The organism is Faecousia sp., assembly GCF_048519415.1.
In the GTDB taxonomy this organism is placed as follows: domain Bacteria; phylum Bacillota; class Clostridia; order Oscillospirales; family Oscillospiraceae; genus JAZOXB01.
The window spans coordinates 24,919-39,461 of sequence record NZ_DBFZUT010000011.1; the positions used below are offsets into that span (position 1 = coordinate 24,919).

At 62.4% G+C, this 14,543-nt stretch carries 13 protein-coding genes; 6 read left to right on the forward strand and 7 right to left on the reverse strand.

The features are described from left to right. Nucleotides 1–7 precede the first annotated feature (7 nt). On the forward strand, nucleotides 8–2,140 hold the full coding sequence (acsB, locus tag ACMKFF_RS01310; protein ID WP_418487408.1) for an acetyl-CoA decarbonylase/synthase complex subunit alpha/beta: 2,133 nt from the start codon (nucleotides 8–10) through the stop codon (nucleotides 2,138–2,140). A gap of 568 nt (nucleotides 2,141–2,708) precedes the next feature. On the opposite strand, the gene ACMKFF_RS01315 is transcribed toward acsB, so the two are convergent. From ACMKFF_RS01315 to ACMKFF_RS01345, 7 genes are all read right to left on the reverse strand, one after another. After that, nucleotides 2,709–4,388, reverse strand: coding sequence for an ATP-binding protein (locus tag ACMKFF_RS01315; protein ID WP_419495796.1), 1,680 nt, complete (start codon nucleotides 4,386–4,388; stop codon nucleotides 2,709–2,711). After that, on the reverse strand, nucleotides 4,385–5,065 hold the full coding sequence (locus ACMKFF_RS01320; protein ID WP_419495797.1) for a winged helix-turn-helix domain-containing protein: 681 nt from the start codon (nucleotides 5,063–5,065) through the stop codon (nucleotides 4,385–4,387). Before ACMKFF_RS01320 ends, ACMKFF_RS01315 begins: the two co-directional genes overlap by 4 nt. A gap of 12 nt (nucleotides 5,066–5,077) precedes the next feature. Continuing rightward, nucleotides 5,078–5,725 carry a phosphate signaling complex protein PhoU gene (gene phoU, locus ACMKFF_RS01325; protein ID WP_417325783.1) on the reverse strand — a complete coding sequence of 216 codons (648 nt, stop codon included), beginning with the start codon at nucleotides 5,723–5,725 and terminating at the stop codon, nucleotides 5,078–5,080. Beyond that, nucleotides 5,725–6,483 carry a phosphate ABC transporter ATP-binding protein PstB gene (gene pstB, locus ACMKFF_RS01330; protein ID WP_367927163.1) on the reverse strand — a complete coding sequence of 253 codons (759 nt, stop codon included), beginning with the start codon at nucleotides 6,481–6,483 and terminating at the stop codon, nucleotides 5,725–5,727. The genes phoU and pstB overlap by 1 nt, the downstream gene beginning before the upstream one ends. 23 nt (nucleotides 6,484–6,506) lie before the next feature. Further along, nucleotides 6,507–7,388 carry a phosphate ABC transporter permease PstA gene (gene pstA / locus ACMKFF_RS01335; RefSeq protein ID WP_419495798.1) on the reverse strand — a complete coding sequence of 294 codons (882 nt, stop codon included), beginning with the start codon at nucleotides 7,386–7,388 and terminating at the stop codon, nucleotides 6,507–6,509. Beyond that, nucleotides 7,385–8,248 (reverse strand): phosphate ABC transporter permease subunit PstC, encoded by an 864-nt coding sequence (gene pstC / locus ACMKFF_RS01340; RefSeq protein ID WP_418487404.1) that lies wholly within the window; start codon nucleotides 8,246–8,248, stop codon nucleotides 7,385–7,387. Before pstC ends, pstA begins: the two co-directional genes overlap by 4 nt. Before the next feature lie 682 nt (nucleotides 8,249–8,930). Next, nucleotides 8,931–9,782, reverse strand: a complete 852-nt coding sequence (locus ACMKFF_RS01345) for a substrate-binding domain-containing protein (protein WP_419495799.1) — start codon at nucleotides 9,780–9,782, stop codon at nucleotides 8,931–8,933. Nucleotides 9,783–10,054: 272 nt separating this feature from the next. On the opposite strand from ACMKFF_RS01345, the gene ACMKFF_RS01350 reads away from it, so the two are divergent. The 5 genes from ACMKFF_RS01350 (at nucleotide 10,055) to lspA (ending at nucleotide 14,273) form a co-directional block, all read left to right on the forward strand. Then, nucleotides 10,055–10,576 (forward strand): QueT transporter family protein, encoded by a 522-nt coding sequence (locus ACMKFF_RS01350; RefSeq protein WP_367927166.1) that lies wholly within the window; start codon nucleotides 10,055–10,057, stop codon nucleotides 10,574–10,576. A gap of 589 nt (nucleotides 10,577–11,165) precedes the next feature. Then, nucleotides 11,166–11,504, forward strand: coding sequence for a metal-sensing transcriptional repressor (locus ACMKFF_RS01355; protein ID WP_046414983.1), 339 nt, complete (start codon nucleotides 11,166–11,168; stop codon nucleotides 11,502–11,504). 11 nt (nucleotides 11,505–11,515) lie between these two features. Continuing rightward, nucleotides 11,516–13,321 (forward strand): translation elongation factor 4, encoded by a 1,806-nt coding sequence (lepA, locus tag ACMKFF_RS01360; RefSeq protein WP_419495800.1) that lies wholly within the window; start codon nucleotides 11,516–11,518, stop codon nucleotides 13,319–13,321. Beyond that, nucleotides 13,318–13,761: a ribonuclease HI gene (gene rnhA / locus ACMKFF_RS01365; protein ID WP_417325773.1), complete on the forward strand. Its 444-nt coding sequence runs from the start codon at nucleotides 13,318–13,320 to the stop codon at nucleotides 13,759–13,761. Before lepA ends, rnhA begins: the two co-directional genes overlap by 4 nt. Nucleotides 13,762–13,775: 14 nt before the next feature. Then, complete coding sequence (gene lspA, locus ACMKFF_RS01370) at nucleotides 13,776–14,273, forward strand: signal peptidase II (RefSeq protein ID WP_418465284.1); 498 nt, start codon at nucleotides 13,776–13,778, stop codon at nucleotides 14,271–14,273. The last annotated feature ends 270 nt before the right edge of the window (nucleotides 14,274–14,543 follow it).

Here is a 14,543-nt window from a genome sequence, read left to right on the forward strand (position 1 = left end):
AATCCCAGTGACTTTATTTGAACGTGTATTCGGCGGCAACGATGCCGTTTACGGCCTGACCGAGGCCGCCATTGACAATGCCATCGCCCAGTACGGCGAAGGCCAGGCCGTGTCCTTCCCTGACACTGCCTACTCCCTGCCCTGCTACTACGCCGTCACCGGCTCGAAGGTCGGCACCCTCGGCGAGCTGAAGCAGGCTCTCGGCGTCGTCAAGACGCTCATGACCCGCAATCCCCGCCTGAACGACGCCTTCATGTCCGGCGTGGCCACCGCGCTGTGCGCCGAGTTCATCGAGGTCCTGAAGTACCTCAACGGCGCCACGCCCTATGAGCTGCCCTGCTACGGCCACCTGTCCGACGCCGTCATTCGTAACCTCGGCGTGCCGCTGGTCACGGGCGACATCCCCGGCGTTGCCGTTATCCTCGGCTCCGCTCCCTCTGCCGATGAGGCCGTCGCGCTCGTGAAGAGCTACCAGAGCCAGGGCATCCTCGTCACCCTCGTGGGCGGCGTCATCGACCAGCTCGAGGAGAAGGGCTACAAGACCGGCGACAATGTCCGCGTCATCCCGCTCGGCAAGGACGTCACCGCCGTCATCCATGTCGTCTCCGTCGCGCTGCGCGCGGCCCTGATCTTCGGCAACATCACCCCGGGCGACGCAGGCAGCCTGATGAAGTACACGATGGAGCGCGTTCCCGCGTTCGTCAACGCCTTCAAGCCCCTGGACGACGTCATCGTCGCCTGCGGCGCTGGCGCCATTGCCCTCGGCTTCCCGGTCGTTACGAACGAGACCGAGAACATCTACCGCGTCCCGAAGAGCCTCATCGTGCAGGAGGACGTCAGCAAGTTCAACGCCACCTCCCTCGAGGCGCGCGACATCAAGATCAAGATCACCACGATCGACATTCCTGTCTCCTTCGCTTCCGCGTTCGAAGGCGAAATCATCCGCAAGGGCGACATGCAGGTCGAGGTCGACGGCTCCCGCAAGGACTGCTTCGAGCTGGTCACCACGAGAGACGCCGCCGAGATCGAGGACCACAAGATCACGGTCGACGGCCCCGAGCTCGACGAGATCCCCGTCGGCTCCAAGATCTCCCTGTCCTACATCGTCGAGGTCGCGGGCAAGAACATGCAGTCCGACTTCGAGTCCGTTATGGAGCGCAAGATCCACTCCTTCCTGAACTGCATCGAGGGCGTTATGCACACCGGCCAGCGCGATATGATCCGTATCCGCGTTTCGAAGGCCGACTTTGAGGCCGGCTTCCGCTTCCGCCACATCGGCGAGGTCCTCTACGCCAAGATCAAGAGCGAGTTCGACACCGTCGTCGACAAGTGCCAGGTCAAGATCGTCGTGGACGAGGCGAAGAACAAGGAGCTGCGCGCGATGGCCAATGAGGTCTTCAACCGCCGCGACGACCGTCTGCGCAGCATGACGGACGAGTCCGTGCCCGTGTTCTACACCTGCATCATGTGCCAGGCCTTCTCCCCGAGCCATGTCTGCATCGTCACCCCGGAGCGCCTCGGCCTCTGCGGCGCCGTTTCCTGGCTGGACGCCAAGGCAACGAACGAGCTCGACCCGCAGGGTCCCTGCCAGGTCGTGCCGAAGGAGCACTGCATCGACGAGCGTCTCGGCCGCTACGAGGACGTGGACGAGGCCGTCCAGAAGTACTCGCACGGCGCGCTCGAGCACGTCACGCTGTACTCCCTGTTCCAGGATCCGATGACGTCCTGCGGCTGCTTCGAATGCATCTGCGGCGTCGAGCCGGTCAGCATGGGCGTTGTCATCACGATGCGTGAGTACGCCGGCATGACCCCGCTCGGCATGACGTTCTCCGAGATGGCCTCCATGACGGGCGGCGGCGTGCAGACGCCGGGCTTCATGGGCCACGGCAAGCACTTCATCGCCTCCAAGAAGTTCATCGCTGCCGAAGGCGGCCTCGGCCGTATTGTCTGGCTGCCGAAGGAGCTCAAGGAGCAGATGCGCGACAAGCTGAACGAGGCTGCCAAGGAGCTCTACGATGTGGATAACTTCGCCGACATGATCGCCGACGAGACCATCTGCACCGAGGACCCCGAGGAGCTGCTGAACTACCTGACCGAGGTCGGCCACCCCGTCCTCTCCATGGAACCGTTCGATATGTAAGAGACCCGATCGGGGATGCCGGATTTTCCGGCATCCCCGGTTTTTTGCATTTTGAGGGGCCATCGACGGCACGTTGTAGGGGAGCGGCATGCCGCTCCCGGCTGCGCACCTGCACAACAAACAGGCTATCGTTAAAATGGTAAAAGCCAAAGGTTTGTCATTGCGAGGGCGCTTTGCGCCCGTGGCAATCTCGGGAAGGCAGTTACGTTTTCGCCGACAGCTTCCCCACGATCCGGCCGGGTATTGCGAGATTGCCACGTCGGCCTGTGGCCTCCTCGCAATGACAAACTTGAAGGCCTCACGCCGCAGAATGCGTGCCGCAAAGATTGCCAGCATGCAAGGCGCTCGCTCCCCGTAAAGGGGACGCCGCATCCGTAAGGCGGCAAAGCCGCCAACGGCTGCGCAGTGAGCGCCGCTACAGACGCAATTGGTTTTTACCATTTTATCGATAGCCAATACGAATCGTCAGCGTGTCGCCGGGAGGGGCATGCCCCTCCCCTACAAACATGAATAACATTTGTGTGCAAAAAGCCGCTGCGGCAGAACCGCAGCGGCTCGTTCTGTTTTCTTACGCCTCGCCGGGGCGAGGGAAGGTGACGGTGACAGTCGTACCCGTGCCAAGGGTGCTCTCCAGCGCGACGCGGGCGTGGTGGTAGGCCGCAGCGTGCTTCACGATGGACAGGCCGAGGCCCGTGCCGCCGATGGCACGCGAATGGCTCTTATCCACGCGGTAGAAGCGCTCGAACACGCGGTCCTGCTCCGCTGCCGGGATGCCGATGCCGGTATCCGCCACGCGGAGGACCGGCTGGCCGTTCTCCTCCGCCGTGCTGACGGTCACGCTGCCGTCCTTGCGGTTATACTTGATGGCATTGTCGCAGAGATTGTAGATCAGCTCGTCGAGGATCTGCGCAATGCCGAGCACGCGGCAGGGCTTCAGCTCCGTGCGGAGCGTGACGTCGTGCTGCGCGGCCGCGTCCTGCAGGCGGGAGACGACGCTCGCGGCCATGCCGTCGAGGCGCAGGTCCGTCTTCTCGCTGCCCACGCTGCCCTCGTCGAGCTGGGACAGGCGGATGATATCGCCGACCAGAGCGATGAGGCGCTGGGCCTCGGTATAGATGTTCCCGGCAAAGTGCTGCACGTCCTGCGGCTTTGCGATGCCGTCGCGGATGAGCTCGGCAAAGCCGGAGATGGACGTCAGCGGCGTGCGCAGCTCGTGGGAGACGTTCGCCGTGAACTCGCGGCGGAGCTGCTCGCGGTCCTCGCGCTCCGTCACGTCCAGCAGCACGAGCACCGCGCCCGCAAGGCGGCCGTCCTCCATAGCCGGGTTGGCCATGAGCTGGTAGATGCGGCCGTCGAGCGTCAGGGTGCGCAGGTCATGCTCGCCCGACAGAGCGCGCTGCACGGCCTCCCGAAAGTCCTCGCTGCGGTTCACGGCCAGCACGGACTGCTTTTCGACATTTTCGATCTGCAGCAGACGGCGCGCGCTCGGATTGCAGAACAGCAGGTTCGTCCGGGCGTCGACGATGAGCAGGCCTTCGTTCATGTGCTCCGTGATGGCGGTGAACTCCGTCTGGCGGCGGCGCAGCTCGTCCATCTGCGCGGCGATCTGCCGGTTCTGGGCGGAAATTTTCTCCAGCAGGGGGGAAAGCTCGTCATAGGCCTCCGCCTGCTCCGGATGCTCCAGGTCGAGGGCATTCAGCGGACGGACGATGCGCTTCGACAGACGATAGGACAGCAGCCACGCCAGCGCAATGGCGACGAGCACGGCCGCAACGGCCGGGCGCAGCATGCGCAGCAGGATGCCGAGCACGGAATCACGCGTTCCGGCCAGACGGAGCACCGTGCCGTCCTGTAGGCGGCAGGCATAGTAGAACGTCTTCTGGGACAGCGTCGCGGAATAGCGCTCGCTCTCACCCGCGCCGTAGCGCAGGGCGTCAGCCACCTCGGTGCGCGCGGCATGGTTCTCCATCTGCGCGGGGGCGGCCTCGTTGTCATAGCGGACGGTGCCGTCGGCGCCGATCCAGGTGATGCGGATCGGTGAGATCTTATCCTGCTCCAGCGAGCGCAGGTAGTCCTCCTCCGCAAGGCCGCCGTTGATGGCATGGGCTATGGAGAGGGCCTCGCTCTTCAGCTCCGAGCGGTACTGCACGGCATAGTCGTTATAAAACACGACGGACAGCAGCGCCACGCTCAGCAGGAGCACGACGAGGGCCACCAGAAAAATGGACCGGAAAATTCGTTTTGTCATACCGCAGTCTCCCGCAGGCGGTAGCCCACACCGCGGACCGTCTCGATCTGGCCGCCCGCTGCGCCGAGCTTCTGGCGCAGGGAGCGGATGTGGACGTCCACGGTGCGGCTCTCGCCGTCAAATTCATAGCCCCAGATGCTGGAAAGCAGCCGGTCACGCGTAAAGACCTGCATTGGGTGCTCGAGCATCAGGTGCAGCAGCTCGTATTCCTTGAGCGTGAGCGTCAGCTCCTCGCCGCAGGCGCGCATGGTGTGCGCGGTGGTGTCGCACTCGATGTCCCCACAGCGCAGCGTCTCGCGGCGCTCGCGGCCGAACTCCGCCCGGCGCAGCAGAGCGCGCACGCGGGAGATCAGCTCCATCATGCCGAACGGCTTTGTAAGATAATCATCCGCGCCGCCGTCCAGCCCGATGACCTTGTCATATTCGCTGCTGCGCGCAGTGAGCATCATGACGGGCAGGTGCTCCGTGCGCGGGCTGGCGCGCAGCCGGCGCAGGATGGAAAGCCCGTCCTCCTCCGGCAGCATGATGTCCAGGATCAGCAGCTCCGGCAGGGCGCGCTCCATGGCGTCATAAAACTCCGAGGGCGCGGCGAAGCCCGTGGCCTCCAGCCCGGTGCTGCAGAGCGTGTAGACGACAAGCTCACGAATGGCGCTGTCGTCCTCCAGCAAATAGATCATAAAAAGTTCCCCTTACTCTCCGGCATGTGCGCCGGTGATGGAATATTCGACCCACTCTGCCACATTCACGGCATGGTCGCCGATGCGCTCGAGATACTTTGCGATCATCAAAAGATCGAGGCACTCGCCGCTCAGGTCCGGGTGCTCGGTGATCTGACCGACCAGCTCGTTTTTCACGGTGTCGAACAGGCCGTCGACGATGTCGTCCTCCTTCTGGACGGCACGGGCCTTGCCGAGATCCTTGCGGACGAAGGAGTCGACGCTGTCCGTGACCATGCGGCTGGCGGCGCGGGCCATTTCATAGATGTGCGTGCCCGACTTGAGCTGCTCATCCTCGATGTAGCCGGTGATGCCCGCGATGTCCGAGGCCTGGTCGCCGATGCGCTCCAGATCGGAGATCATTTTCAGGGCGGAGGAGATCGTGCGCAGGTCGCGCGCAACGGGCTGCTGCTGCAGCAGAAGCTTCATACACAGGCTCTCGATCTCGCGCTCCTTGTGGTCGATCTCGCGCTCCAGCGCGGCCGCCTTTTCGGCGCTTTGCTTGTCCGTTTCATTTTTCAGCGTGTGCATGGAGGCGGAGATCGCGTCCTCGCACAGCGCGCCCATTTCAATCAGTTTCCGGTTGAGCAGCTCCAGCTGCTCGTCAAAGCGGATGCGCATCAGCCAAACCTCCCCGTGATGTAATCTTCGGTGCGACGGTCCTGCGGCATGGAGAAGATCTTCTCCGTCGGGCCGAATTCGACCATATCGCCCAGCAGGAAAAACGCCGTTTTGTCCGAGATGCGGGCGGCCTGCTGCATATTGTGCGTGACCATAACAATAGTATAATCCTTTTTCAGCTCCATGGCAAGCTCTTCGATGCGCGAAGTGGAGATCGGGTCGAGAGCGCTCGTCGGCTCGTCCATCAGCAGGACCTCCGGCTCCACGGCAAGCGCACGCGCGATGCACAGGCGCTGCTGCTGGCCGCCGGACATGCCGAGGGCGCTCTTTTTCAGGCGGTCCTTGACCTCGTCCCAGATGGCGGCGCCGCGCAGCGATTTTTCGACGATCTCGTCGAGCTTCACGCGGGAGCGGATGCCGTGGGTGCGCGGGCCATAGGCCACGTTGTCATAAATGCTCATGGGGAAGGGATTCGGCTTCTGGAAGACCATGCCGACGCGCTTGCGCAGCAGGTTCACGTCCATTTTGCGGGAAAAAATATCCTCGCCGTCCAGCGTGACGGTGCCCTCGATGCGGCAGCCCTCCACGAGGTCGTTCATGCGGTTGAGGGACTTGAGCAGCGTCGACTTGCCGCAGCCGGACGGGCCGATGAAGGCCGTGATCTCATTGGCGGGCAGGCGGAGGTTGATGTCCTTCAGCGCCTGAAAGCTGCCGTACCAGAGATTGAGGTGCTCGATTACGATCTTATCCTGTTCCATATGGGAACTCCTTCCTGTTGCGCTCACTGCGTGCGCCGGGCAATTCGCTTTGCCGCGGCGCCGGACAGCGCGTTGATGCCGATGACCATGACCAGCAGCACAACGGCCGTGGCATAGGCCTCGCTGCGGTGCAGGCCCTCGTTGAGCAGGCAGTACATGTGCACCGCCAGCGTGCGGCCGGATTCCATGACACCGCCCGCGACGCCGCTGAACGTACCTGCCGTAAAGATGAGGGCGGCCGTCTCGCCGACGATGCGGCCGATGGCCAGAATGATGCCGGAGAAGATGCCGGGCACGGCCGACGGCAGCACGATGCGGAACACCGTGCGCAGCTTGCCCGCGCCGAGGCCGAAGCTGCCCTCGCGGAACGAATCGGGCACGGCCTTCAGGGCCTCCTCCGTCGTGCGGAGGATGGTCGGCAGGACCATGATGGCCAGCGTGAGCGCGCCTGCCAGCATGGACTTGTCCATGTTCAGGGCGATGACGAACATCAGGTAGCCGAACAGGCCGTAGACGATGGATGGGATGCCCGAGAGGGTCTCTGCCGTAAGGCGGACGACCTTGACGAGCTTATTGCCGCGCTTGGCATACTCCACGAGGTAGATGGCAGCGCCGATGCCGAACGGGACGGACAGCAGCAGCGACAGCACGACCATGAGGAGCGTATTGATGATGGCGGGCGTCATGGAGCAGTTGTCCGACGTATAATGCCAGGCAAACAGGCCCGGCTTCAGGTTCGGCACGCCCATGATGAGGATATAGGCCAGCAGCGCGACGAGAATGGCGAAGGTGATCACGGCAGAGGCCGTGACGGCGATGCGCTGGACAAGCGACATCGGATGGCGGCGGTAGGACGCGCGGCTCGTGCGCCCGGCGCTCGGTTTCGAACGTTCCGTTTTTTTCATGTTGCGTCAGCCTTTCGTTTCACGGCGGAGAAGCACAGATTGATGAGCAGGATGAACACGAACAGCACCACGCCGCAGGCGATGAGGGCCTCGCGGTGCAGGTCCGTGGCGTAGCCCATCTCCAGCACGATATTGGCCGTCAGGGTGCGCACGCCGCTGAGCAGGCTCTTGGGCAGGATGGGCTGGTTGCCCGCGATCATCACGACGGCCATGGTCTCGCCGATGGCGCGGCCGACGCCGAGGATGATGCCCGCGAGGATGCCGGAGCGCGCGGCGGGGAACACGGCGGAGAACACGCTGCGCTCATGCGTTGCGCCCAGCGCGAGCGAGCCCTCGTAATAGCTCTCCGGCACGGCGCGCAGCGACGATTCCGAGACGCTGATGATGGTCGGCAGGATCATGATGCCGAGCATGATGGAGGCCGTGACGATGCTCTTGCCGCTGCCGAACATGGCCTGCAGGGCCGGGACGAGCACGACAAGGCCGAAGAAGCCATAGACGATGGACGGGATGCCGGCCAGCAGATCAACGGCGGGCTTCAGCACGCTGTAGAGCCGCTTCGGGCAGAAGCGCGCCAGATACAGCGCGCACAGCAGGCCCAGCGGGACGCCGATGAGGATCGCGCCGCCCGTGACGAGGATGCTGGCGATGATCATGGGGAAGATGCCGTAGAGGTCCTGATTCGGCGCCCAGACCATGCCGAACAGGAATTTTCCGAGGCCGATCTTATGCATGGTGGGGATGCCGTTGGCAAACAGGAAAATGCAGATGAGCGCCACGGCAAGGATGGAGATGCAGGCCGTCAGCAGGAAGACGACCTTCATGGTCCCTTCCCGAATGGCGTGGAGATTGTGTTTCATAGTTCCTCCTGAAAGAAGACAGGATCGTGGGAAAGTGGAAAATGCAGGGCTCTCAGATTGGCCATTGCGGGGAGGCCAACGGGCCGACGCGGCAATTGCTTGCAGTTGGCACAGAGTACCGTCAAAATGGTGCGCACCGATTGCGTCTGTAGCGGCGCTCAGTGAGCGCCATGGAGGCCACTGGTTCGGTGGCACAAATTCATTGCCACAATGCCCCCAAGTTTGTCATTCCGAGGAGCGAAGCGACGTGGGAATCTCGCGGTATAATGGTGGATAACAGGAAAGCCATCGGCGAAAAACGCAACTGCCTGCACGAGATTGCCACGGCCCCTTTGGGGCCTCGCAATGACAAACCTGAAGGCCTGTACGCTCGATGAGGATGCCGGGCAACCTGCAACTGCCAAAGGCGCTCACTGAGCGCCGCTACAGACGCAATTGGTTTGTACGGTTTTATCGGCAGCCTGTACGAACTGCAACTGCCTGCACGAGATTGCCACGTCGGCTACGCCTCCTCGCAATGACAAACCTTTGGTTTTCACCGTTTTAACGATAGCCTGTCCGGGTCGGCAGCGTTGCGCCGGGCCCGGCTGTCCGCTCCCCTACAGCGCGCATCGATGGCTGCCTGCGAAACGCGCAGGCAGCGGGAGCCGGACTCCCGCTGTGCGTTTCCTTTTGGAATTCCTTACTTCACGGCGCTCCAGTCGGTGACTTCGCCGGTGAAGATCTGGCGGATCTGCTCAAGGCTCAGGTTATCGACGGTGTTGTCGTTGTTCACGACCACTGCGATGCCGTCCATGCAGATCGTGGTGACATCCAGACCCTGCTCCTTCTCGCTGTCCTTGACTTCACGGGAGGCCATGCCGATGTCGCACAGGCCCTCAATGGCGGAGGTCATGCCGGTGGAGGAATCGGACTGCTGGACCTTGACGGTCACGCCGCTGTTGATGGCCATGTAGGCCTCGGCGAGCTTTTCCATGACCGGGGTGACGGAGGAGGAGCCTTCGACGACAACGGTGCCGGTCGGATTGCCGGAGGTGAAGGCACCGGTGGAGCCGGTGGAGACGCAGCCCTTATCGGTGATGACCTGCTGGCCCTCGTCGCTCTGGATGAAGGCGATGAAGTCCTTCGCAGCGTCGCTCAGGTCGCCCTTCGTGGCGATGTTGAACGGGCGGCAGATGGGGTAGGTGCCGTTCTTGACGTTGTCGGCCGTGGCCTCGACGCCGTCGACCTTCACGGCCTTGACGGTGTTGTCCAGAGAGCCGAGGGAGATGTAGCCGATGGCAGCCTTGTTGCCGGCGACGGTCTGCATGACGACTGCGGTGGAGCTGCTGATCTCGGCGGTGGCGACGGTCTTGTCGACCTTGTCGACCTCGACGCCGGTCAGCTCGACGAACGCGCCGCGGGTGCCGGAGCCTTCCTCACGGGAGATGACGGCGATGGCATCGCTGCCGCCGTTGCCGCCGCAGGCGGCGAAGCCCAGCGCCATGGCGCCGATAATGCTGATGGCAAGAATTGCTTTGAAGATCTTTTTCATAACTCAAAACTCCTTTTTGATTGTTTTCTTTGATTTCGGATCACGCGCTTATCATACCGGCTCGCTGTAAAGCCTGACACCGCAATGAAGTTAAATCCGTGTAAAATCATGGACTTCTTAACACAAAATACACTTGACTGTCGGTGCAAACTCCGCTACAATACCATCGTAACCGAATATCGACAGTTCGAGACCATCCTGTCGTAAAATAAAACTATGGACAGCTGCGCAGCGTCCATGCTGCGCCTTTTTTGTCCCGGAATGGAGAAAACATGAAATCAAAACAGATCCGTATGATCACGCACGGCGCGATCCTGGCCGCGCTCTATGTGGCCCTGACCTACCTGCAGAATTGGCTGCTGCCCGGCACAACGTCGGCCGCCATTCAGTTCCGCGCGTCGGAGGCGCTGTGCATTTTTGCCCTGTTCACTCCGGCAGCCATCCCCGGCCTGACGGTCGGCTGTCTGCTGTTCAACATTTCCAACGCGGGCGCGCTGCCGCTGGACTGGCTCGTCGGTACCGGCGCAACGCTGCTGGCCACAACGTGCATGTATCTGCTGCGCCGCGCCACGCTCTGGAAGCTCCCGCTGCCCGCGCTGCTCATGCCCGCGGCCTGGAACGCCGTGCTCGTCGGCTGGGAGCTGACGTATTACATCGGCGAGATCCCGTTCTGGCTCAACGCGGTCTACGTTGCGGCCGGTGAGGCCGCCGTCCTGCTCGTGCTCGGCACGGCGCTGTATTTTGCCCTTGGCTCCCGCCGCCTGCAGGAGCGCCTGTTCCCGCAGGGAGTTTGAGAATATTCCCCGTCCGCCGCGTGTTCGGTTACCACGCTCCGGAGGGGGAGTTTTTTTCGCCATCGGCCATTGCAGGGGAGTGGACAGCCGGTCCCGGCTCCGCACCGGCAACCGGCGCAGGTTGACGATAAAACAGTAATGGCTCCCGACTTGTCATTGCGAGGCCCCGAAGGGGCCGTGGCAATCTCGGGAAGGCAGCTGCGATTTCGCCGATGGCTTTCCCACATTCCGATCGGGTACTGCGAGATTGCACCCCAAGGGCACTTCCTCGCGCTTCGCGCTCAGGGCGTCACGTCGGCCTTCGGCCTCCTCGCAATGATAAATTCAGGGGCATTGCGCCACTGAATTTGTTCCGTAATCATTGCCAACCTGCATGGCGGTCACTGACCGCCGCTACAGACGCAATCGGTTTGTACGTTTTTATCGTCAGCCTGTTTCTTGCGCTGGTTCAGCGCCGGGCCCGGCTGTCCGCTCCCCTACATTTCCCTTTGCGGTGTCGAAAAATTCCCCCGGGGAGGGTTTTCATTCCAGCCGGAATGTGATATGATATGGTAGTAATGATTTAATCTCTGCAGCGAGGAATTCCGCCATGCATGAACCAAATGAATTCGGCGTGCCGACGCACGCGCATTCCCATACCGAAGCCCATTCCCACTCCCACCCGCACGTCCACGAGAGCAAGAAAAACGTCGTCAACCGTCTGGCCCGCGCCATCGGCCATCTGGAAAAGGTCAAGCGCATGGTCGAGGACGACTGCGACTGTGCCGAGGTGCTCATCCAGATCGCTGCGGTACGCGCCGCCATCGAGAACACCGGCAAGGTGATCCTGCAGGACCATATCCAGCACTGCATCGTCGACGCCGTGGAGGAGGGCGACGATCAGGCCATTGCGAGCCTGTGCGCCGCCATTGATAAATTCATGAAGTAAGAGGTTGCCCCATGACCGATTTGAACCACATCCGGAATTTTTCCATCGTCGCCCATATTGACCACGGCAAATCCACGCTGGCAGACCGCCTGCTCGAGGAGTGCAACACCGTGGACAAGCGTGAGATGGAGGACCAGATCCTCGACTCCATGGAGCTGGAGCGTGAGCGCGGCATCACCATCAAGGCCCGCGCCGTCAAGCTGACCTATCACGCCGACAACGGCGAGACCTATACCCTAAACCTCATCGACACGCCGGGCCATGTGGACTTCAACTACGAGGTCTCCCGGTCGCTGGCCGCCTGCGAGGGCGCCGTGCTCGTCGTGGATGCCTCGCAGGGCATCGAGGCCCAGACGCTGGCCAACACCTACCTTGCCATTGACGCCGGGCTGGAGGTCATCCCCGTGGTGAACAAGATCGACCTGCCGTCCGCCCGCCCGCTGGAGGTCAAGCACGAGATCGAGGACGTCATCGGCATCCCCGCCATGGAAGCGCCGGAAATTTCCGCCAAAAACGGCATCAACATCCACGCTGTGCTTGAGGACGTCGTGCGGAACATTCCCGCCCCGCAGGGCGACCGTGAGGCCCCCGTGCAGGCTCTGATCTTCGACAGTCAATACGACTCCTACCGCGGCGTGATCGTCTATCTCCGCGTGAAGAACGGCGTGCTGCGCCCCGGCATGGACATCCGCATGATGGCCACGGGTGCGGAATACAAGATCGTCGAGGTCGGCTACCTGCACCCGAACGGCATGATCCCTGCCGATGCTCTCGGCGCGGGCGAGGTCGGCTATCTCACGGCCTCCATCAAGACCGTGGCGGACACCCGCGTCGGCGACACCGTCACCGGCGTGGAGGACCCCTGCAGCGAGCCTCTGCCCGGCTACAAGGCCGTGCAGCCCATGGTCTACTCCGGCGTCTATCCGGCCGACGGCAGCAAATACGGCGACCTGCGCGACGCGCTGGAGAAGCTGAAGCTCAACGATGCCTCCATGTCCTATACGCAGGAAAATTCCATTGCCCTCGGCTTCGGCTTCCGCTGCGGCTTTTTGGGCCTTCTGCACATGGAGATCATCATGGAGCGCCTGGAGCGCGAATACAACCTCGACCTCATCACGACCGCGCCGAACGTCGTCTACCGCATCACGAAGACGAGCGGCGAAACCATTGAGGTCTATACCCCGCTGAATTACCCCGACCCCGCCGAAATTCTGCAGTGCGAGGAGCCGTTCGTCCGGGCCAGCATCCTGACGCCGCCGGAATACGTTGGCAACATCATGGAGCTTTGCCAACAGCGCCGCGGCGAATACCGCGACATGACCTACCTTGACGAGGGCCGCGTGGAGCTGCACTATTTCATGCCGCTCAATGAGATCATCTACGACTTCTTTGACGCGCTGAAGTCCCGCACGCGCGGCTACGGCTCGCTGGACTACGAGATGGACGGCTACCGTCCGTCGCGCCTTGTGAAGCTCGACATCCTGCTCAACGGCGAGATCGTCGACGCGCTGTCCTTCATCCTGTTTGCGGACAACGCCTACGCCCGCGCGCGCAAAATTTGCGAAAAGCTCAAGGAGAATATCCCGCGCCAGATGTTTGAAATTCCGGTGCAGGCGGCCGTCGGCGGCAAGATCATCGCCCGTGAGACCATCAAGGCCCTGCGCAAGGACGTGCTGGCCAAGTGCTACGGCGGCGACATCACCCGCAAGAAGAAGCTGCTTGAAAAGCAGAAGGAAGGCAAGAAGCGCATGCGCACGTTCGGCACGGTGTCCGTGCCCTCCGAGGCGTTTATGGCGGTTCTGAAAATGGACGAATGAAGCACATCACCATCTATACCGACGGGGCCTGCTCCGGCAACCCCGGCCCCGGCGGCTGGGGCGCGATTTTGGAGTGGAACGGCACGGAGAAGGAGCTTTCCGGCGGCGAGGCGCAGACGACGAACAACCGCATGGAGCTGACGGCCGTCATCTCCGCCCTGCGCGCGCTGAAGGAGCCGTGCGAGGTGTCGCTCTACACCGACTCGAAATACGTCTGCGACGCCGTGCAGAAGCGCTGGGTCTATGGCTGGCGTGCGCGCGGCTGGATCAAGGCCGACAAAAAGCCCGCGCTGAACGTCGACCTGTGGCAGGAGCTGCTGCCCCTGCTCGAGACGCACCGCGTGAGCTGGAACTGGGTGAAGGGCCACGCCGACAACGCCAAAAACAACCGCTGCGACGAGCTTGCCGTGGCGCAGAGCCGGGCACACGCCCGCGCGTAACGGAGGGAGAACGCATGTTTTACGGAATTCTGGCCGCCCTTGCGGCCGTGATCGTCGGGCTGGATCAGTGGACGAAGTGGCTGACGGTGACGCACATTCCGAGCACGAACGGCTCGGCCGTCGTCAAGGCCATTCCGGGGTTTTTCCACATCACACACATCAAGAACACCGGCGCGGCGTGGTCGATGCTCGAGGGGCAGACGTGGCTGTTCGTGCTGGTGACAGCGGCGTTTTTCGCCATTGTCGGCGTGCTGATCTGGAAAAAGGTCCTGCAGAAGAAATTTGAGCTTGTATGTCTCGCGATGATCGCGGGCGGCGCGCTCGGCAACCTCATCGACCGCGTCGTCTCCGGCGCAGTGACGGACATGATCCGTCTGGAATTCGTCAATTTCCCCGTATTCAACGTGGCCGACTGCTTCGTAACAACGGGCTGCGCGCTGCTCATCGTGTATGTCCTGTTTTTCGACCGGCCGAAAAAAACGCCGCCCGAACAGGACGGCAAGGCAGAATAAAGCGTCTCCGGGGCCCATAAGGGCCCCGGATTTTTTCGCGCAGGATCGGCGGTGCCTTGTAGGGGGCGGCGTCCTCGACGCCGCGTGGGCAGCTGCGATTTTTTGGGTACTTCGCCGACCGCAAACGCCTTGTAGGGGAGGGGCATGCCCCTCCCGGCGCAACGGCTGCGATTCGTACAGGGCTTCGGCAAAACGGTGCGCACCGATTGCGTCTGTAGCGGCGGTCAGTGACCGCCATGCAGGCTGGCAATGATTGCAGCACAAACTCAT